Annotated in this window: 20 protein-coding genes; 11 read left to right on the top strand and 9 right to left on the bottom strand. The window is 37.7% G+C overall.

The genetic code is table 11. The features are described from left to right. The first annotated feature begins 54 nt into the window (after positions 1-54). The 3 genes from serS to ACPF64_RS00305 all read left to right on the top strand — a co-directional run bounded on the left by serS (position 55) and on the right by ACPF64_RS00305 (position 3,281). A complete protein-coding gene (serS, locus tag ACPF64_RS00315) occupies positions 55-1,326 on the top strand; it encodes a serine--tRNA ligase (protein ID WP_426455088.1) in 1,272 nt (423 codons plus the stop codon). Between the two features lie 67 nt (positions 1,327-1,393). Further along, positions 1,394-2,767: a siroheme synthase CysG gene (cysG, locus tag ACPF64_RS00310; protein ID WP_426455086.1), complete on the top strand. Its 1,374-nt coding sequence runs from the start codon at positions 1,394-1,396 to the stop codon at positions 2,765-2,767. A 43-nt stretch (positions 2,768-2,810) separates the two neighbouring features. Beyond that, entirely contained in the window at positions 2,811-3,281 is a 471-nt protein-coding gene (locus ACPF64_RS00305) for a tRNA (cytidine(34)-2'-O)-methyltransferase (RefSeq protein ID WP_426455084.1), read from the top strand. Between the two features lie 63 nt (positions 3,282-3,344). Here ACPF64_RS00305 and ACPF64_RS00300 read toward each other — a convergent pair whose 3' ends face one another. Beyond that, a complete protein-coding gene (locus ACPF64_RS00300) occupies positions 3,345-4,940 on the bottom strand; it encodes a PT dipeptide repeat lipoprotein (RefSeq protein WP_426455082.1) in 1,596 nt (531 codons plus the stop codon). Positions 4,941-5,041: 101 nt separating this feature from the next. Between ACPF64_RS00300 and ACPF64_RS00295 the strand changes: the two genes are divergently transcribed. The 3 genes from ACPF64_RS00295 to ACPF64_RS00285 all read left to right on the top strand — a co-directional run bounded on the left by ACPF64_RS00295 (position 5,042) and on the right by ACPF64_RS00285 (position 7,776). Continuing rightward, positions 5,042-6,232, top strand: a complete 1,191-nt coding sequence (locus tag ACPF64_RS00295; protein WP_426455080.1) for a cupin-like domain-containing protein — start codon at positions 5,042-5,044, stop codon at positions 6,230-6,232. Between the two features lie 85 nt (positions 6,233-6,317). Next, on the top strand, positions 6,318-7,115 hold the full coding sequence (locus tag ACPF64_RS00290) for a DUF6502 family protein (protein ID WP_426455077.1): 798 nt from the start codon (positions 6,318-6,320) through the stop codon (positions 7,113-7,115). Positions 7,116-7,143: 28 nt separating this feature from the next. Further along, positions 7,144-7,776, top strand: coding sequence for a hypothetical protein (locus ACPF64_RS00285; RefSeq protein ID WP_426456173.1), 633 nt, complete (start codon positions 7,144-7,146; stop codon positions 7,774-7,776). Between the two features lie 71 nt (positions 7,777-7,847). Here ACPF64_RS00285 and ACPF64_RS00280 read toward each other — a convergent pair whose 3' ends face one another. After that, entirely contained in the window at positions 7,848-8,228 is a 381-nt protein-coding gene (locus ACPF64_RS00280; RefSeq protein WP_005049864.1) for a winged helix-turn-helix transcriptional regulator, read from the bottom strand. 116 nt (positions 8,229-8,344) lie between these two features. Between ACPF64_RS00280 and ACPF64_RS00275 the strand changes: the two genes are divergently transcribed. Then, a complete protein-coding gene (locus tag ACPF64_RS00275) occupies positions 8,345-8,905 on the top strand; it encodes a flavodoxin family protein (RefSeq protein ID WP_005036479.1) in 561 nt (186 codons plus the stop codon). A gap of 37 nt (positions 8,906-8,942) precedes the next feature. On the opposite strand, the gene ACPF64_RS00270 is transcribed toward ACPF64_RS00275, so the two are convergent. The 6 genes from ACPF64_RS00270 to rpoD form a co-directional block, all read right to left on the bottom strand. Continuing rightward, a complete protein-coding gene (locus ACPF64_RS00270; protein ID WP_270903545.1) occupies positions 8,943-10,328 on the bottom strand; it encodes an APC family permease in 1,386 nt (461 codons plus the stop codon). 266 nt (positions 10,329-10,594) lie between these two features. Next, positions 10,595-11,779: an iron-containing alcohol dehydrogenase gene (locus tag ACPF64_RS00265; protein ID WP_003655435.1), complete on the bottom strand. Its 1,185-nt coding sequence runs from the start codon at positions 11,777-11,779 to the stop codon at positions 10,595-10,597. 1 nt (position 11,780) lies between these two features. After that, the gene (locus ACPF64_RS00260; RefSeq protein WP_003655436.1) at positions 11,781-12,314 is read right to left on the bottom strand and encodes a hypothetical protein; all 534 of its coding nucleotides are present in this window, start codon (positions 12,312-12,314) and stop codon (positions 11,781-11,783) included. Positions 12,315-12,395: 81 nt separating this feature from the next. Beyond that, positions 12,396-13,049, bottom strand: coding sequence for a lipoyl(octanoyl) transferase LipB (gene lipB / locus ACPF64_RS00255; protein ID WP_151743340.1), 654 nt, complete (start codon positions 13,047-13,049; stop codon positions 12,396-12,398). A 202-nt stretch (positions 13,050-13,251) separates the two neighbouring features. Beyond that, positions 13,252-13,539, bottom strand: coding sequence for a YbeD family protein (locus tag ACPF64_RS00250; RefSeq protein WP_045435226.1), 288 nt, complete (start codon positions 13,537-13,539; stop codon positions 13,252-13,254). A 97-nt stretch (positions 13,540-13,636) separates the two neighbouring features. Next, entirely contained in the window at positions 13,637-15,520 is a 1,884-nt protein-coding gene (gene rpoD, locus ACPF64_RS00245; protein WP_151743339.1) for an RNA polymerase sigma factor RpoD, read from the bottom strand. A gap of 358 nt (positions 15,521-15,878) precedes the next feature. Here rpoD and ACPF64_RS00240 point away from each other — a divergent pair, with 358 nt between their 5' ends. The 3 genes from ACPF64_RS00240 (at position 15,879) to ACPF64_RS00230 (ending at position 18,030) form a co-directional block, all read left to right on the top strand. Further along, positions 15,879-16,085 carry a PA3496 family putative envelope integrity protein gene (locus ACPF64_RS00240; RefSeq protein ID WP_002116495.1) on the top strand — a complete coding sequence of 69 codons (207 nt, stop codon included), beginning with the start codon at positions 15,879-15,881 and terminating at the stop codon, positions 16,083-16,085. Between the two features lie 74 nt (positions 16,086-16,159). After that, positions 16,160-16,684 (top strand): YecA family protein, encoded by a 525-nt coding sequence (locus ACPF64_RS00235; RefSeq protein WP_003655445.1) that lies wholly within the window; start codon positions 16,160-16,162, stop codon positions 16,682-16,684. A 224-nt stretch (positions 16,685-16,908) separates the two neighbouring features. Continuing rightward, positions 16,909-18,030: a hypothetical protein gene (locus tag ACPF64_RS00230; RefSeq protein ID WP_426456172.1), complete on the top strand. Its 1,122-nt coding sequence runs from the start codon at positions 16,909-16,911 to the stop codon at positions 18,028-18,030. 37 nt (positions 18,031-18,067) lie between these two features. On the opposite strand, the gene ACPF64_RS00225 is transcribed toward ACPF64_RS00230, so the two are convergent. Next, on the bottom strand, positions 18,068-19,000 hold the full coding sequence (locus tag ACPF64_RS00225; RefSeq protein WP_198496742.1) for a rhodanese-related sulfurtransferase: 933 nt from the start codon (positions 18,998-19,000) through the stop codon (positions 18,068-18,070). A 111-nt stretch (positions 19,001-19,111) separates the two neighbouring features. Between ACPF64_RS00225 and ACPF64_RS00220 the strand changes: the two genes are divergently transcribed. After that, positions 19,112-19,597 (top strand): DUF1289 domain-containing protein, encoded by a 486-nt coding sequence (locus tag ACPF64_RS00220; RefSeq protein ID WP_005036497.1) that lies wholly within the window; start codon positions 19,112-19,114, stop codon positions 19,595-19,597. The last annotated feature ends 17 nt before the right edge of the window (positions 19,598-19,614 follow it).

Below are 19,614 nucleotides of genomic sequence, written 5' to 3'. Positions count from 1 at the left end.
TTAGTGTGAAGGCCTTACACTATAGCCAGTTTTTTACCCATATTATGATTGATTATGATCGACCCTAAGTTACTCAGAAATAATATTGAAGCCGTTAATGCGGCTTTGGCAAAACGTGGTGTTCAATTAGATGTTCAAGAATGGGCTTCTTTGGAAACTCGCCGTAAAGACTTGCAATCAAAAACTGAAAAATTGCAGGCAGAACGTAATGCCGGTGCAAAACAAGTGGGTCAGATTAAAAAATCCGGTGGCGATGCTTCTGAAATCATGGCGCGTATGCAAGCCATTGGTGATGAAATCAAAGCTGCTGAAGTTGCTTTGTCAGAACTACAAAACGAGATTGAGCAAAAAGCGCTTAGCATCCCTAACTTACCAGATGAATCTGTTCCTGCTGGTAAAAATGAAGATGATAACGTTGAAATCTCAAAATGGGGCACGCCTCGTCAGTTTGATTTTGAAATCAAAGATCATACTGATTTAGGTGAGTGGATGGGCGGTTTAGAGTTTGAAACTGCTACTAAATTGACTGGTTCACGTTTTAGCGTATTGAAAGGTTCTTTAGCGCGCTTACAACGTGCGTTAACGCAGTTCATGCTTGATACCCATACGTTAAAAAATGGTTATACAGAAGCTTATGTGCCTTATTTGGTAAATGCTGATTCACTACGTGGTACGGGTCAGTTACCAAAATTTGAAGAAGATTTATTTAAACTTCAAGGCGAAAAAGAATATTACCTCATCCCTACGGCAGAAGTTCCTGTTACTAACTTCGTTCGTGATGAGATTATTGATAGCGAACGCTTGCCATTAAAATATGCTGCGCATACGCCTTGTTTCCGTAGCGAAGCAGGTTCTTATGGTCGCGATACACGTGGTTTAATTCGTCAGCACCAGTTTGACAAGGTTGAAATGGTGCAAATCGTTAAACCTGAAACCTCTATGCAGGCACTTGAAGAACTCACTGCACATGCTGAGGGCATTTTACAGGCACTTGGTTTGCCATACCGCAAAATTTTGCTCTGTGGTGGTGATATGGGCTTTGGTGCGATAAAAACTTACGACCTAGAAGTTTGGGTTCCAAGCCAAAATACTTATCGTGAAATCTCTAGTTGCTCTAATATGGGTGATTTTCAAGCACGCCGTATGAAAGCACGCTACAGAATGGATCAAAAGAAGACCGAATTGGTGCACACTTTAAATGGTTCAGGTCTTGCAGTTGGTCGTACTTTGCTTGCTGTAATGGAAAATTACCAACGTGAAGATGGTTCTATCGAGATTCCAGAAGTATTACGCCCATATATGGGTGGTTTAACATTTATTGATTAAGCCTTGCATCTAAATTGTGCACGGTTTTTGCTTAAACATAATCAGATGATTAATGTAGAGGTTTAAGGTGGATATTTTTCCAATCTCTTTAAAGTTGCAAGAGCAACGTTGTCTGATTGTGGGTGGTGGGCATATTGCGTTGCGCAAAGCAAACTTATTAGCCAAAGCAGGAGCAGTAATTGATATTATTGCTCCTGAAATTGAAGAGCAGCTTTTACAGTTAGTCAAAACGACAGACGGACAGTATTTTGCCGAGTCCTTTGTCGAAAAAATATTAAATACGCCTTATCGCTTAGTGATTGCTGCGACTAATGATGCGCAAGTGAATAAAGCCGTTTTTGAACAATGTGAAGCGCGTAATTTGCTGGTTAATAGTGTCGATGATATTCCACACTGCCGTTTTATGGTTCCAGCCATTATTGACCGTTCTCCGTTGATCATTTCTGTTGCCTCAAATGGTGCATCGCCAGTCTTATCTAGACAACTACGTACTCAAATAGAAACAATAGTTCCACATGGTATGGGGAAACTCGCTGAGTTTTCAGGTCAATGGCGTAAGCAGGTAAAAGAAAAGATTACTAACCCCGATGAGCGTCGAATCTTTTGGGAAAACTTATATGCCAGTCCATTAAAAGAACAAGTTTTTAATGACAATCTGGATGTGGCAAATGATTTAATTCAGCAAGCCTTAACAGAATGGACCGCGCCTAAAGGTGAGGTTTACTTGGTAGGTGCTGGACCGGGTGACCCTGAGCTACTGACATTAAAAGCATTACGTCTTATGCAACAAGCAGATGTTGTGATTTATGATCGTTTGGTGTCTGAACCCATCTTAGAGCTTTGTCGCCGTGATGCGACTAAGATTTATGTCGGTAAAGCCCGTTCAAATCACTCGGTTCCACAAGACGGTATTAATGCTTTACTGGTTGAATATGCTCAAAAGGGAAAACGCGTTTGTCGTTTGAAAGGTGGTGATCCGTTTATCTTTGGCCGTGGTGGCGAAGAGATTCAAGAGCTGGTTGAAGCAAATGTCACTTTCCAAGTAGTACCAGGTATTACGGCAGCCTCAGGCTGTTCCGCTTATGCGGGTATTCCGCTAACACATCGTGACTATGCACAAAGTGTTCGTTTCTTAACTGGGCATTTAAAGGAAGGTTCACCTGAACTCCCTTGGAATGAACTGGTTTATGAAAATCAAACTTTAGTTTTATATATGGGATTGGTTGGATTAGAGCGTATTTGTGAGCAACTTATTGCTCATGGTCAGCGTGCTGATATGCCGGTTGCTTTAATCTCTAAAGGAACTACACCAGAACAAAAAGTTATCGTTGGAACATTAGCCGATATTGCGACTAAAGTGTCTGAACATCATATCGTAGCGCCGACTTTAACCATTATTGGTGAAGTAGTGAGTTTACGTGAACAGTTAAAATGGCAATAAGTTCATCTGAATTTATTGCTTGTTATTAAAGTCGAGAAAATTTGTGATTCATGTTGTCCTATACGAGCCTGAAATTCCTGCCAATACAGGCAATATCATTCGTTTATGTGCTAATACGGGCGCACAGTTGCATTTAGTGAAGCCTTTAGGTTTCGAGCTAGATGATAAAAAGCTCAAGCGTGCAGGATTGGACTATCATGAATGGGCACGTATGCAGATTTGGGACAATATTGAACTATGTCTTGCAGATTTAAAAACTAAAGGTGTTGAGCATGTTTTTCCGCTCACTACTAAAGGTTCTGCAACCCCGCATACAGTTGATTTAAATCGACCTGTAGCTTTATTGATGGGTCCAGAAACGCGTGGTTTGCCTGAGCATGTTCGCTTAATGTTTCCGCAAGAACAATGGATACGATTGCCGATGGCTGAAAACTCAAGAAGTTTAAATTTGTCTAATGCCACAGCCGTCATTGTTTATGAAGCATGGCGTCAGCAAGGTTTCAAAAACTTATGATAAATGACTAAGTTTTAAATAAAAATAAGGCCACAATAGTGGCCTTATTTGTTGTTAGATTTCTTATTTAGGGAAAACCACACCACTTGCTAAATCATAGTTGGTCGGTGAGTTGGTATAAACTGAGCCAAGTCGGACAGCAAAGAACCATCCTAATTTGCCTTGATCTTGAATACGGTTTTCAACGATATAAGGCTCATCTAACTCATATGCTGCATCTTCTGCAAAGACTTTATATTCAATAGGTCCTGTATTTTCACTATCGCGTTCAAATAGATAACCATCAACATTAAAGAAACCAATATTATTACTGGCATCGACAAGTCTATAGCCTTGTGCTGCTTGTTCTTTAAGAAGTTTTTCAAGCTTTATTGCATCATCTTTGTTAAATGGAATATGTTGTGGAACTTCAAAATAACGATAAGCATAAGTACCGTTATGCGTACTACTATTTACACATGTTGGTACATAGAATGTACCATTTGTTGTACCGTTATTAGTAAATGTCGAGTTTGCGTAGAGTAATTTGCACCCTTGCGCACCAAGTTCATTGAAAGCATTTAAGATGCTAGTCCGAGAAGTATTTGTTAAGAATCTGTTAGAATAGGCGTAGGTTGCTGGTTTTTTATCATTTTTTACAAATAAATATTTGTTTGTGTTTGATGCCACTTCTCCAAATGAAAGTTTATATATATAGCCTAAGCTACCTTGTTTGTTTAACTCATTGACCCATAGTAAATAACGGTTTGCCACTGATGTAGTTTTGACATCGACCGTTTTATAGGTATATGTGTCAGTGGATTTATTGTTTTTTACATATAAATTTTTATACAGCGCAAAACTACCGTCAGGGTTATCTAAACTGACTGATGGAGTAAGAAGAGCATAGCCTTGGCGTCCTTGGTCATTGAGTTGGCTTAATACGTCTGCCCAAGATTCTTTATTATCTCCGAATCTATAAGTGGCTGTTGCAAGTACTTGGGTTGGTTTTTGCATACTTGCTGGAGGAGTAGTTTTGGTGAAACATGTATTTGTCAGATCAAAGTTTGCTTGCTGTAGATAATTATGTATTGCACTTGGCTCATCTGTAGGTACTAAACAGAATTGATTTGCATTTTTAAAGCCCAGAATGGCTGGTTGTTTCTGAGTTAATTTTCCTGCAACTACAAGCTGCCAATCTACCTTGTTATAACTTGAAGTTTGTACAGTTTGTGGCGCTCCAATATTTGAAACCAGACTAAAATCTGTAGCTTGGCGGTAACTTGCCACAATGTTACCTGTACAGTTTGCTTCATTCTCATAGCGTACGGTTTCACTGGCAAATCGCACACTGTTATCAGAAACTTTAATAACATTCATTTTTAGAGCAGAGCCATTAATACAAGCTCCTTTACCTGCTAGCCAACTTCCAACGAAGCGATCTGCTACCGTTGTTGGTGTTGGTGTTGGTGTTGGTGTCGGTGTTGGAGTCGGTGTTGGTGTTGGTGTTGGAGTCGGTGTTGGTGTTGGTGTTGGTGTTGGTGTTGGTGTTGGTGTTGGTGTTGGTGTTGGTGTTGGTGTTGGTGTTGGTGTTGGAGTCGAATCATTATCGTCAGACCCACACCCACTTAATGCTATAAAAATCAAAGCAATGCTGCTTCCTTTTACTATGTTATTCATCACATAAGCCCTTTTTTTATAAAAATGTGAAAATTTAACATTTTTAAAATAGATCAATTATAATGCAGTTGTAAAGATCAAATTTGAAAAAAAGGTTCAACATGGCAGCTTACAATCAAATTGAAATATTCCAACAAAGCCAGAAATGGTTTGATCAGTTGCCATTTGAATGGAAAAAATGGCTTGAAGAAAATTTAGAAAAAGGATGTTCGATCGAGCAATTAGTCGATGTTTTAAAAGAAAATGGATTTGGATTAACTTTTCAAACGAGTGAGCCGAATTTCCTAAGCTTATCTGACCAAGATCAGGAATGGATAATTGAACAAATTTTGAATGAGGTGCCATCTGCGGAAATAGTGAAAAGATTGGTAGAGCAGGGGCTTCATCGGCAACAAGTAGAAGAATATTTAGGTAATTTAGAAAATAATCAGTTATATAAAATTCTTAAGAAAAAGCACCACCAATTTAAGAAACGTGAGTGGTTAATAGAAACTTTAGACCAACTGGCCCAGCTAGATTCGAATTACTGTAAAGATATACCTTCAATCCCTGCGCCAATCTTCTCAGATTTTATTAAAGATTATTACAGTCAGCACCGTCCTGTGATTTTGAAAAAAGGGGTAGAGCACTGGCCTGCTTTACATAAGTGGACACCTGAATATTTTGCAACTCAATTTGGCCAGCATTTAGTTGAAGTTCAAATGAATAGAAATAAAGATAAGCAATTTGAAAGGCATTCTCCTTTGTTAAAGCAGACCATGAAAATGTCGGAGTTTGTATCAAAAGTTATGTCTGTCGAGGCGAGCAACGATTTCTATATGACTGCAAATAATGCGACCAATAGCCATCAAATGCTTCAGGAGTTATTTTTAGATATAGGTGATTTTGCAGACGGGTACAGCAACTTGGCTTTAAAAGATGAGCGTAGTTTTTTATGGTTCGGGCCGAAGGGAACCTTTACGCCCTTGCATCACGATTTAACGAATAATATGTTAGTTCAAATTTATGGGCGTAAAAAAGTAACTTTGATTCCTGCTTTACAAGTACCTCATCTATATAACGATCATTGGGTGTTTAGTGAGTTGAGCGATGCAAATGAAATTGATTTTAAAAAATACCCTTTAGCAAAATCGATTACTCCAGTGGAATGTATTTTGAATGCAGGAGAAGCTTTATTTATCCCTATTGGTTGGTGGCATAGTGTAGAAAGTCTGGATGTTTCAATGAGTATTTCTTTTACCAATTTTAATGCACCAAATCATTTTGTTCATCGGTTTCCAAAGGAGGCCTAAGAATGAAAATTGCATCTTAAACCGTTCAGTGTGACAATTGCTCAGCTCATACTGTTTTTCAAAGATGAAGGAAAGTTGTTAACCTATGTCGACACTCCAAACGAATAATGCAGAACTTAACCAAAAGCAGGTATTGCAGTTAATGGAATATCTGACGCAATGGTTAATTCGTTCGGGAGTTGGATATAATGACTTTGTTACTGCTTTAAAACCCGTTTTCTATCAGCAGTCTTTAGCTGAGCTAGAACGTATAGATCAAAAAACTACTGATTCGGCAGTTAGTCTACTTTCTGGTTTACATCGTAAAGATGTTAGTGCTTTTAAAAAAGCGACACAGGCTGGGCAGCCTTTAACTGAAGCAAAAGTAGCAGAGCCAGTGAGTGTTCCTGCTCGGGTGATTGGTTTATGGCTTGCAGAGGGCTTAGCAGAAAAAATTCCTTTTATTAGCCAAGATCAGATTAGCTTTGAAAGTTTGGTAAAGAAAGTTTCAACCGAAAAACATCCAAGATCTATTTTGAATGAACTTGAGCGTTTAAATATAGTGAAAGAAGAAGATGGTATTGTATCGTTACAGCAGCGAAGTTTTATGCCTGATGTAGAGCAATTCGAGGTTCGAAAATTATTAACGAATAACTTAGAGGCACATTTAGCTGCCGGGGTTCATAATTTATTTCAGCCAGAAAAAGAACCCTATTTAGAACAAGCAATTTTTGCTGATGAACTAACAGATGAATCGATCATTTTACTCAAAGAAGCAAGTTTACGCTTATGGGAAGATCTATCGCTACAAGTACTCAAGTTAGCCATTGAACGTTGTGCACTCGATGAAGGAAAAGAGGGTGCAACCAAAACTTTCCGTTTCGGAGCTTATCAATATGACTAAAACAACTTATAAAAAATTAATAATATCCATGAGCTTCATTATGATAGGCAGCCTTTTGACTGCTTGCGGAGAGGATTTATTCGCAGGTGGTGCCAGTTTGGGTGGGTCAGGATATCCAACTAAACCCGGTAAACCAGGTGATTATGAAACCCCGGCCGATGGAGATAAAGGTGACTCAAAAGATAATGAAATTTGGTTACCTGCACCAAGTGAAGATGACTGTAATGGCCTGCATCGTAAATTAGAATTTCTTAATAATGTAACAAGAGAACCAATTGAAAAAGAAACGGTTTTTAAATACGCACAGCAATTAACTTTGAACGGTACTCTTGCTTTACAGATTACTCAAACGAATATGGGCTTAGAAAAAATACAAGAACGACAACCCGCTTGTCATGTACCTTTAGAACTCTATTTACTTGGAAATACCAAACGTTCTTATCCGGAAAATGATTGTAAAGAGACTCAAATATATGAGTATCAATCAGGTGAAACTAAAACTTTTATTGTCAATTATCCCGCATTTGAAGTCATGAATGGTATTTGGAAATATGGTCTGGAAAGTACCTATTTGAAAAATAATCAGGAGTTAAAACAATGCGAACCTTTAACTATTCAATTTAAAATAAGTGCGCCACCTGAACCGATTAAAATCAATTAAGTTGAGTCACCTTTAAGATAAGAACAAAGCCTAATAGATAAAGTTCAATAAAATTTTAAAGAAAGTATGAGTTAAGCTTGCTCTAGCACTTTTCCATCATAAGTTATTTGGGCTGCTAAAACCTGTTCAATATTGGTTTCGGCCCATTCCTTTAATTGGAACGCCATTGAAGCTACATTTTTCCCTAAAGAAGTAAGTGAGTAATCAACGCGAATTGGGGATGTATTCTGGATTTTACGCTCGATGAAACCATCTCTCTCCAGCATTTTTAATTTCTGAGATAAGACTTTAGGGGAAATGCCTTGAATACTCTTTTTGAGCAAATTGAAGTGCTGAGTTTCTTCTTCAAGAACATTTAAAATCAATAAAACCCATTTATCTGCAATTTTTTCAAAAAATAGACGAGCAGGGCAATGTTGTTGAAAAATATTATATTTTAGAGATTCATTCATACCATTTACCTATAATTTTTTGAAAAATTACACTAGTTACCAATTAGTAACTAATTGACACCTAGTTTCTAAAATATATCATAAAGTGGAATTTAATAAAACAAAGGTTTGCTCCCATGTCTAACTCTAATATCGCGGTTGTATATTTCTCTGGTTATGGCCACACAAAAGTTGTTGCTGAAACGTTCGCAAACGAGATTAATGCTCAGCTCATCCAGATTGATCAGGAAGGAAATATTACTGATCAAGATTGGCAGACATTAAATGATGCGAAGGGGATTGTTTTTGGCGCTCCGACTTATATGGGTACAGCGCCATGGCAGTTTAAAAAGTTCGCTGATGCAACTTCAAAAGTATGGTTTACACGCGGCTGGCAAGATAAAGTATTTGCAGGTTTTACAAACAGCGCGAGCTTAAATGGGGATAAGCAAGTAACTCTTATCCAATTACAAACTTTAGCAGCACAGCATGGTGGGATTTGGGTGAGTCTTGGTTTATTACCAGCAAATACAAAAAACGCAACACGTGAAGATGTAAACAACTTAGGCGGTTCAGTAGGGCTTTTAGTTCAATCGCCTTCAGATGCAAGTGTGGAAGAAATTCCGACAGGTGATCTGGAAACAGCAAAAGTTTATGCTCAACGTGTACAAAGCATTGTGAATAAAATTTACGGTTAATTTGACCATAAAAAAGGCGCTTAAAGCGCCTTTTTTATTACTCATGCTCGTTATGTTGCGGAGCATTATATTTGAAGCCTTTGGTTTTATAGGCAAGATAACCTACACCAATAACGGCCCAAGCTAAGCCAATTTGTAAGGCAAGCTTATCAATCTCTAACCACATCATAAATACACTGGCAAAACCAAGCGTTGGTATAACAATATAATTGATGATGTCTTTAAGCGTTTTGTTCTTGCCATCTCTTAATGCATAACGAGAAATCACAGAGAAATTAACAAAACTAAAAGCAGTTAAAGCACCAAAACTAATCAAGTTAACAATATGCTCAAGATCTAAAAAGCCAGCAGATAACGCAACTACACCAACAATAAGAATGTTGTAAGTTGGAGTATGCAATTTTGGACTGATATGACCAAATAATTTCTTATTGATGACCCCATCGCGTCCCATCACATACATTAAACGTGATACACCCGCATGAGCAGAAATACCTGATGCCATCACAGCGACTACAGCAAAATATAAAACCAAAGTTTTAAACATCAAACTACCAATCGCAGCGACCATCACAGGTTGTGATTCATCTAAAGGATTAAAGTAAGTGTTTGGGTTACTTGGGAAATATAATTGGATGAAGTAAGTACTTACAATGAAAATAATCCCTGCAAGTAATGCTGTAGAAAAAATAGCTTTTGGGAGCGTTTTTTCTGCATCTTTTGTTTCTTCAGCAAGAGAAGATAAAGCATCAAACCCTGTGAAAGAGAAGCAGAGTACAGTTGCACCAGCAATTAAAGCACTTACAGATGTCATGTCGTTCCAAAAAGGAGTTAATGACCACAATGCCGCTTTATCTGGATTTAAAGTTCCATCTGCATATACACCTTGAGTAAGTAGAATGTATACCTGATAAACGAAATAAAAAATTACGCCAAGCTGAATAACAACGATCGTACTGTTAAAACGTGCGACAAATCGTGCACCAAATAAGTTAATAACAGTCATGAGAGTTGTTAAACCAATCACCCATAACCAGTTATTTACTTCTGGAAAAAGAGCTCTTAGGTAAATATCTGCCAAGATAATATTAACAAGCGGTGACAGTAGATAGTCTAACCAAGAAGACCAACCCACCATAAAGCCAACATTAGGATGAATTGATTTTTGAGCATATGTATAGGCCGACCCAGAAGAAGGATAGCGCTTAATCATATGTCCATAACTGATCGATGTTAATAAGATTGCGACTAATGCAAAAATGTAGGAAGTTGGTACATGACCACCACTTCGTTCTGACACTAAACCAAAAGTATCAAATAACGTTAATGGCTGAATGTAAGCTAAACCAATAATAACAATATGCCAAAGTACAAGATTCTTTTGAAGCTTGCCTGTTGGTTTAGTCCCAGATAAATTTGTCAACGGCGTTATCCTCATAATCGTTGATCAAGGATCAGCTTGGTGTTAAGGATCGTTTGAGACGAACGATCCCCCCTACAGAAAAAGATAAAGTGCGCCAATCTATCCTAAATTGATATAAATTGTCAGTACTTTCATCTATTTTTTAGCAAATTTTTTGCCATATATTCCAAATAAAATAATGAATAAAAATTCTTATTCATAAAAAAGGTCTGATTTAATATATAAATCAGACCTTTATGGTGCTTTTTGGAGTTTAACTTATCGAATTACCAAGCTTTTTCTAAGATATCTCGGATATCTTTTAAGCTTGCTTCTTTCGGGTTATAAATAATTGAGCCATCATTTAGTGCTTTTTCTGCAACTTCATCAAGCTGTGCCTCAGTTACTTTACCTGTTTCACGTAAAGTGCGTGGTAACTTTGTTAAAGTAAATAGGCGATCACGCATTGCTAAGATAGTCGTAATTGCTCTATCTGCGCGCTGGCTTGCTGGCGTTTGTGCATAAATATCTGCACCAGCGAGTGGCAATAATAACTCACCAATTTTCTGACCATTTACTTGTTTATTATATTCAAGCACATATGGTAAGAATAAATTCATGCATAAACCGTGAGGCAGGTGGGCAACAGCACCTAAAGCATGCCCTAGTGAGTGAACTAGGCCGACCATTGAGTTAGAAAATGCAATACCTGCCATTGTTGAAGCTTGAGCTAGCTCTAAACGGCCTTGAGCATCATTTGGGTTTTCTAAGACATTAAATAGATTTTCACTAATCTTTTTAATTCCTGCACTTGCATAAGCATCACTCAATGGATTCGCAGCCATACATGTATATGCTTCAACACAATGCGTTAACGCATCCATACCTGTCATTGCAGTTAAATGAGGAGGCAATGTAAGCGTCATGCGTGGATCTAAAATTGCAGCATGTGGCATTAAATAATAAGAAGCGAATGCTAACTTAACATTCTTTTGAGTATCTGAAACCACAGCGACCATCGTTACTTCTGAGCCAGTACCCGAAGTTGTTGGAATCACAAAAAATGGTTTTAATGGTTTCGGTAGGTTATGAGCACCTGCATATTGCAATAAGTCATTTCCACCTTCAGATACCAAAATGTTGGTTGCTTTAGATGTGTCTATAACTGAACCGCCACCTACAGCAATAATCGCATCACATTTGTTTGTACGATAAGCTTCTGCTGCAAGACGAACGACTTCTAAACTCGAATCGGGTGGTACATCATCAAAAACATGGCCAATGACAGCATCAGTTGTACTAAATGCAGCTTCAATTGGATTTAATAACCCATTTGCGCGAACACCCTTATCTGTAATGATAAGAGGTCGTTTTGCGCCTAAAGTCGCAAGTTCAAACGGAATATGTTCTAGCGCAGCATTACCAGCAATGACTTTTACAGGACAAAAAAATTCGTAATATGGTTTGGCCATGTTATGCGCTCCGCTTGAAATAGGACTTGGCTACTTTTAAGTAAATATTTGCAGCCTCGTTGAATTTTTCTTTTAGGGTAAGTTCGGTTGGGTATTCTTTGACTGCTAGGGAAGCAACCAATTTAGGTAAAATAAGAGATTCCATTTTATTTAGGCAGCGTACCAAGCGGATCGCAGCAGATACATCACCATCGGCAATCATTCGGTCATTGGCAAATGCCTGAGCAGTACTTTCTTGGAAAGAAAACACTAAAAAGGCATGAGTGACATGTTTGAATGTAATCGTTAAATCAGGTTTTTTTTCAGCTCTTTCAAGTAGCTCTAACTGTTTGTCTTCTGTCACTCGTGCAAAAAATGCTGGTCCATTTGGGAAAACATTCATTGAAAGTACAAAGTGAACAGGAAATTTAGATACTTCCTCTTGTATTTCATTGTCCACTTGACTTGCCATGACTAAGCCACGACCAATAACATCCATCATGAGCTTAACGTAGGCAAGTTGCAGAGTCGGCTTTACCGCTTTTGTCGAAATCACTCGCGTATCCCTTGTTAAAATTATGCGAAAGCAAATTTAGAGTAATTACTCTAATCCATTTTTATTTCATCGCAAAGCGATTTATTCATATTTGACTTTAGGGTCATTAAAGTACCCAGTGCTATTAATATACTCAATAAAGTCCTGACAAAGTTGACCAAATGATGGATAAGGAGTCACTAAATCTTGTATACGTACCATTTCTAAGCCTGCATAGCCGCAAGGATTGATGGTCTGGAACCCAGTTAAGGCACAATCCAGATTTAATGCTAACCCATGGTAACTACGGCCACGACGAATTTTAAAACCTAAGGAACCAATCTTGCGGCCATCTACATATACTCCAGGTGCATCAGGCTTGGCATAAGCTTCAATTCCATACTTTTTCAAAACATCTATCATAAATTGTTCAGCAAAACTGACCAATGTGCGTACGTTCCATTTTAGACGATTAAGATCAAACATGAAGTAAGCGACGAGTTGACCTGGACCATGCCAAGTCACTTGCCCGCCACGGTCAGTTTGTACTATAGGAATGTCTGATGAAATTAGGATATGTTCTGGTTTACCAGCTTGACCTTGAGTTAATACATTATGATGTTGAAGTAACCATAGCTCATCAGGCGTATCTTCATTACGCTCGTTTGTTAAGAGTTTCATGGTTTCAAATTTGCTTTGATAATCTTGTAAATCGTTCCATTGCCGAATGATCAAGTTGGGTTTATCAAGGCTCATCACAAAATATTCCTATAAGTTAGTTCATGCGGCGCCAGTCAATATCTGCAAGATAGAAGCCGAAAACCTTGTAATTTTAAAGGATTTTATAAGAGGAATTCTAAATATTTGTATGGTTTTTCACGATAGATTGGTTCTAAAATTTCCAAAAAAATACCACAGTAAGAATGTCTGACTGTGGTATTGATTGAAGAACTTAAAATTAAAGCGCAGTTCTAATCTGCGGACAAGCAGCCAAGTCAGCATAAAGTGCATGAACTTGTTCCAATTCTTCAAAGCGCAATTGTGCTGTTAAAGAATGATACTTGCCGGTGCGAGATTCTTGAACTTTTAGTGTTGTATGATCGAAGTCTGGAAAATGTTTTACCAAAATATCGAGTACAGCAACACGTAATTCTTCACCCGCATCGCCAATAAGTTTAATTGGATAATCCATCGGAAATACCCAAAGATGTTCTTGTAGTTCGCGAGATGGAGTGCGGTCTAACATAAGTTACCTCATGATTTGAAACGCCTGCATCATCGCAGGCGTTTATAGCTCTTTCTATTAAATGGGGCTTGGTTTTGAAATTTCAAGCCTTCAAAACTTAGTCATTTTCAAGGAAAGAACGCAAGTGTTCAGAACGAGAAGGGTGGCGCAATTTACGCAACGCTTTCGCTTCAATCTGACGAATACGTTCACGTGTTACGTCAAACTGCTTACCCACTTCTTCTAGTGTATGATCGGTTGGCATATCAATACCAAAACGCATCTTCAAGACTTTTGCTTCACGTTCAGTTAAGTTTTCAAGTACTTCACGTGTTGCTTCTTTTAAGCCTTCTGAAGTTGCAGCATCAATTGGAGAAGTGATGTTTTGGTCTTCAATGAAATCACCAAGATGCGAATCTTCATCATCACCAATTGGAGTTTCCATTGAAATTGGTTCTTTGGCAATTTTAAGTACTTTACGAACCTTAACTTCGTCCATTTCTAAACGTTCACCTAATTCTTCAGGTGTCGGTTCACGGCCCATTTCTTGTAACAATTGACGAGATACACGGTTGATCTTGTTAATCGTTTCAATCATATGCACAGGAATACGAATTGTACGGGCCTGATCGGCAATCGAACGGGTAATCGCCTGACGAATCCACCAAGTTGCATAAGTCGAGAATTTATAACCACGACGATATTCAAACTTGTCTACAGCTTTCATCAAACCAATGTTCCCTTCTTGAATCAAGTCAAGGAACTGTAAACCACGGTTGGTATATTTTTTCGCAATCGAAATTACCAAACGAAGGTTGGCTTCTACCATTTCTTTCTTAGCACGGCGTGCTTTCGCTTCGCCAATCGCCATACGCTTAGAAATATCTTTAATTTCAGCAACGCTTAAATTAAGTTCTTTCTCAATATCTGCAATCTTTTGCTGGAATGCTAAAACATCCGGACGAACCTTTTCTAAATGCGCCTTGATCTCAGCAGGAGCTTTAGCAATCTGTTCATCTAACCAAGCTGGATTTGATTCTTGCTTAGGGAAAGATGTACGGAATTGAGTGCGATCCATACGGCCACGACGAACTGCGTAACGCATAACTTCACGTTCGTTAGCGCGAATTTGCTCATGTGTACCACGAATCATTTCAGAGATGATGTCAAATAAACGTGGTGTAAATTTAAACATCATGAACACAGTAGCTAAAGCTTCTAAAGCGTCATCTGCTTCTGGGCTGTTACGGCCATGTTTCTCAATAATAGCTTTTGTTTTAGTCCATGCAGCTTCAAGTTCATTAAAACGAACTTTTGCAACTTCAGGGTCTGGTCCAGACTCACCTTCAGAATCATCGTCGCTTTCTGACTCTTCATCTTCTTCATCATCGTCAAGCTTAACTTCTTTTGCTGGTGTAGCTGGCGCTGCTTCTTCCTCAAGTTCTGTTTCTTCTTCTAGAACTTCAGGAATATCTTCGTCAGTTTCTGGATCAAGATAGCCAGATAAAATATCGGCAAGGCGACGTTCGCCAGTCAAGAAATCATTATATTCTTTTAATACAACTTCAACAGCATTTGGCCAGTACGCAATTGAATTAAGGACATCACGAATCCCTTCTTCAATACGTTTTGCAATGCTGATTTCACCTTCACGGGTTAACAGTTCAACTGTACCCATTTCACGCATGTACATACGTACAGGGTCTGTCGTACGTCCAGGCTCATTTTCAACCGATGCAAGTACGGCAGCAGCTTCTTCTTCAGCAACTTCATCGGCTGTGTCAGTTGACTCACCGAACATGGTATCGTCAGATTCAGGTGCACGCTCGTGTACAGGAATACCAACGTCTTGAAGCATTTGAATAATGTCTTCAATCTGTTCGCTTTCAGTAATCGAGTCCGGCAGATGATCGTTAACCTCAGCGTAAGTTAAGTAACCTTGTTCTTTGCCTCGGCTAATCAGAGCCGCTACTTGAGAAGTAGGGGAATGCATATCGCTCATCTTTGCTTACTCTTCGTTGAATCTGTGGCAGTGAAAAACCGTGCATGATAGCACAATTTGCTTGAAATATTTTGGATTTGATCGGTAACCGTTAAATAAAAAATATCTTTGAATTCACGTCTGTTTTTTGGATATTGGGCTAAAATCATTTTTTTCAAGCTTAAATCATGGAAAAGATCATAGAATTTTTTCTTGATCAAAAAAATAGTTGAGTTTTATAAATACACAATTTTTTGGGTGAAAAAAAGTACAAATATGCAGTTTAATGAAAAAAATATAAATAAAACTTGACATGGTTCTGTAAGAGAGATAAATAGCGCCTAGACCCATTCACATTTTTTCATTAGAGGTAGTTTTAGTGTCTTCTACAGATTTTGAACTAGATGATAACTACGGTGATGATGATGATGTCGGTTTTGATGAGTCATCAGGCAAAATCACTGCGAAAGAATCATTAGAAAAACGTAGATTAATCGATGATCTATTAGCTCAACGCCGTTTAGAGCGTGAGTTGAAAGATTTTGATTATGATTTAGACGATGATGATCTTGATGATGAAGACTAATCAAATCTGAATAGGGCATCGTCAGCTTAAATGCTATGCTATCGTAGATTTCTTTTTTATAGTCAGGTAACACAATGAGTGCGTTAGATTTAGACCAATTAAGTGAATATCTAGATGGAGACCACAATGAGTATGGTTTAGATTTCGCTGCAACTCATGGCTTTCTGTGTGCAATTGCAGTAGGCCCTCAGTTTGACCGTTGGTTAGATGAGCTGTTTGATAATAACCATAAGAAGGTTCCTGCTGAAATTATTCAGCAAATCAAGGCGTGGTTGGAGTCAATTCGACAAGATTTAGCAAATGAAAATGGAATTGCATTTCCATTTGAAGTTGAAGAAGCTGATGTTGAATCTAGCTTAGGCGACTGGAGTGTGGGATTTGTTGATGCAATGTTCTTAAATGAAGATGCATGGTTTGCACCTGAATATGAAGAACAATTAATTGATTTAACTTTACCAATGATGGTATTTAGTGGAATTGATGAAGAAGATCCACAGATGGAATCTTTCCGTCGTAATGGACAGTTAATGGATGAACTGGCAGAAGAAATCCCAGATAATTTGAATGAATTATACTTGATGTATCATACGCCAAATTAAACTTTAAAAATTAAGTAAATAACGTCCTTTCTAGGGCGTTTTTTATGCTTTTAGTATTTTAATACATAATTAAATATAATATTTTTACATTAATTTTATTTGTATATAATTATCCGCAAAATTTTTGAAAACTTTCTCTCTTAATCAAAAATTAATTTATTTCGTCATATGTATATTTCATGGGCGATATGAAAATCTTTAATGCTATAACAATGCGATTTAATATGAATATAATTTTTAAACTTACTGGATTATTCTCAATAATATTACTAGTTGCCTGTGGGGGCGAAAATAGTAATAGCGTAAATGAAATGCAAATTGTGGAATCTAAACAAGCAGAAGTTACCTATAAAGTAGTTGTCGGTACAGCTTTTTCGAATTCTGCTTTGAATGGTGCAAATGTAACAGCAATTTGTAAAGACGGAGCTGGTTTTAAAAATCCTGTAATTGTTAATGCGCAAGGGCAATGGCAAGGTGAAGTAGACAGTAGTAAGCTTCCTTGTCGTTTACAGGTAAAAGCTAATGGCCAAAGCTACCATAGTTATATTGATCAAGAGAGAGATGTAAATATTAATCCACTGACGGATATGGTAATTGCTTATGCAAGTAACCAAATTCCTGTAATGTGGTATCAATCTGGAATTATGACTACAGAAAAATTAAAATCATCAAATTCTGCTTTGGTAGCTGAGCTTATTAAAAAGGGCTATGGTATTGATAATGATGTGGATCTATTTAATGTTGAGGTGAGAGCTAATAGTTCTATTCATCAGGCTATTCAAGAGTTGTTGGAGGCTATTGAAAATAATGTAAACATTAAAGACTATGAGGAATTACTAACTTTAATTAAAGATGGAAACTTATCTCAATTACCTAAGAAAGTTGATAGTTTGAATAACTCAATGCCCATGGTTTTTAATTTTAATACGAATGCCTGTCAAATGCTTCCTGCATTAGAGAATATGCAGCAATACAATAAATGTTCAGATAAGGTTATTAATAATTTTGTTGAAAGTAATTTGGTAGCTGTAGACTCAGATGAAAAGTGTGTTTTGGTAAAACAAGGTAATAAAGTGAGTTTAACTAAAGGGAATCAAACAGTATCAGCATTATTGGATAAAGAAAAAGAAGATGGCATGGACTTTACTTTTGATGAGGGCGAACTGGAGATTGTAGATCTTGTGATTAATACAGGACCTTATGCGGATATAAATACCTATAGTCAGATTGGATTAGATTTTTCTAATGATGGGAAGTTGAGAGCTGCTGTTGGGAAAGCTCCAACAGTGCCTTCCATGAATTGCGTGAGCTTGGAGTTCAAGAAACTTATGGAACTTTATAAATAAAATTAAAAAGGGCATCATTTGATGCCCTTTTTATAAATTATAAACGTTTGCGTTTTGCAGCCGCAATTTGTGACTGGCGCATACGGAAACCAGCTTTTTGTTTTTCAGTTGTCTTGTCGATGCAATACACACAAGAAACACCATGTTCATAACTTGTTAAAGCAGACTCTTCTGGAGTTAAAGGCCAACCACAAGCATGACATTTAACATTTACACCTTCTTCAACGCCATGAGTTACAGCAGTCCGGCCATCAAAAACAAAACATTCACCTTCCCATAAACTTTCATCAGCAGGGGTTTCTTCTAAATATTTAAGAATACCGCCTTTAAGGTGATAAACCTCTGTAAATCCTTCTTGAAGAAGTAGAGAGGTTGATTTTTCACAGCGAATACCACCTGTGCAGAACATCGCAATTTTTTTATCTTTATGCTGTTCTAATTCTTTTTTAACGTATTCTGGGAACTCGCGGAATGTTTCAGTTTTAGGGTCGATAGCACCTTTGAAAGTACCTGCCTTATATTCATAATCATTACGCGTATCGATCAAAATTACATCATCACGTGCAATTAAATCATTCCATTCTTTTGGATCAAGGTAGTGGCCCACTAAGTCACGGGGTTTAACTTCAACACCTAAAGTCACAATTTCTTCTTTAAGTTTAATTTTCATTTTACGGAATGGTTTGTCAGAGCTATGAGATTCCTTATATTCCATAGAGGCAAAACCTTCATTGAGTAAAAATTGATAGAGACTATCAATTGCCACACGATCGCCTGCAACAGTACCATTAATTCCTTCACCTGCTACAATCAGAGTTCCGCAAAGGTTGATTGTTTTCACTAAGTCTAATAAACGTTGTTGAAGATCGGCAGGATCTTGAACTTCTTTAAATTGATATAGTGCTGCAACAACCCAACCCGCGGTCGCTTGCTGTTCTACAGGTGCAAGCTGTTCTACAGTAGCGTTCATGGAAAACTCCAAATGTATTAAGATAGAAATTTAAGGCGCATATTTTAGCGCGAAAATTTGTAATAAGCGAGAAAACCATAAAAAGTATATGGTTTATTTAAGGAGTCGGTTTTGAGTAGTGATCATCGAATGCTCTCTCTCACCCCATGTGCAGGGCGTTGTTCAACAGTTTTTGGTGATCAGGTTTGCCGTGGTTGTCGTCGTTTTAACCATGAAGTGATTCAATGGAATACTTATACAGCAGAGCAACGTTTGGCTGTATGGAGGCGTTTAGATGATCAGTTGAATCAAATCCTAGTGCCCATGTTACCTCATGCGAACTTGCAGCATGTAGAAGGATTTATTTTAAGTAAACGTGTTCGGTTAATGGAAGGGGCGAGCAAAGGCCGCAAGCTCTATCACGCTTTAAAAATATGTGAGAAAAATAAGCATCTGGCAACAGAAAGTGGTTTAGGTATTTCAGATGCTCAAGTCAAAACAATATGGGTTGAATTCGAAAGGCGCGTTTTAGCTTTAGCTAAAGCGAGTTATGAGTTGGCTTGGTTGAGAGCTGATGGAATTAGTCATCACTTATTAAGTGTGTTTGACGAAGAATAGGTTTGTAGATTGAATTG

This window comes from Acinetobacter sp. KB005 (assembly GCF_049949095.1).
In the GTDB taxonomy this organism is placed as follows: Bacteria; Pseudomonadota; Gammaproteobacteria; order Pseudomonadales; family Moraxellaceae; genus Acinetobacter; species Acinetobacter calcoaceticus.
This window is presented reverse-complemented; position numbering and strand designations above follow the sequence as displayed.

Excerpts from the sequence above, each read along its gene's own strand:
- ACPF64_RS00290 (WP_426455077.1), top strand. The coding sequence starts at position 6,318 with ATGTCGACACTCCAAACGAATAATGCAGAACTTAACCAAAAGCAGGTA.
- ACPF64_RS00230 (WP_426456172.1), top strand. The coding sequence starts at position 16,909 with ATGAATATAATTTTTAAACTTACTGGATTATTCTCAATAATATTACTA.
- ACPF64_RS00275 (WP_005036479.1), top strand. The coding sequence starts at position 8,345 with ATGTCTAACTCTAATATCGCGGTTGTATATTTCTCTGGTTATGGCCAC.
- ACPF64_RS00285 (WP_426456173.1), top strand. The coding sequence starts at position 7,144 with ATGAGCTTCATTATGATAGGCAGCCTTTTGACTGCTTGCGGAGAGGAT.
- rpoD (WP_151743339.1), bottom strand. The coding sequence starts at position 15,520 with ATGAGCGATATGCATTCCCCTACTTCTCAAGTAGCGGCTCTGATTAGC.
- ACPF64_RS00295 (WP_426455080.1), top strand. The coding sequence starts at position 5,042 with ATGGCAGCTTACAATCAAATTGAAATATTCCAACAAAGCCAGAAATGG.
- lipB (WP_151743340.1), bottom strand. The coding sequence starts at position 13,049 with ATGAGCCTTGATAAACCCAACTTGATCATTCGGCAATGGAACGATTTA.
- ACPF64_RS00265 (WP_003655435.1), bottom strand. The coding sequence starts at position 11,779 with ATGGCCAAACCATATTACGAATTTTTTTGTCCTGTAAAAGTCATTGCT.
- ACPF64_RS00225 (WP_198496742.1), bottom strand. The coding sequence starts at position 19,000 with ATGAACGCTACTGTAGAACAGCTTGCACCTGTAGAACAGCAAGCGACC.
- ACPF64_RS00300 (WP_426455082.1), bottom strand. The coding sequence starts at position 4,940 with ATGAATAACATAGTAAAAGGAAGCAGCATTGCTTTGATTTTTATAGCA.
- ACPF64_RS00250 (WP_045435226.1), bottom strand. The coding sequence starts at position 13,539 with ATGTTAGACCGCACTCCATCTCGCGAACTACAAGAACATCTTTGGGTA.
- ACPF64_RS00280 (WP_005049864.1), bottom strand. The coding sequence starts at position 8,228 with ATGAATGAATCTCTAAAATATAATATTTTTCAACAACATTGCCCTGCT.
- serS (WP_426455088.1), top strand. The coding sequence starts at position 55 with ATGATCGACCCTAAGTTACTCAGAAATAATATTGAAGCCGTTAATGCG.
- ACPF64_RS00235 (WP_003655445.1), top strand. The coding sequence starts at position 16,160 with ATGAGTGCGTTAGATTTAGACCAATTAAGTGAATATCTAGATGGAGAC.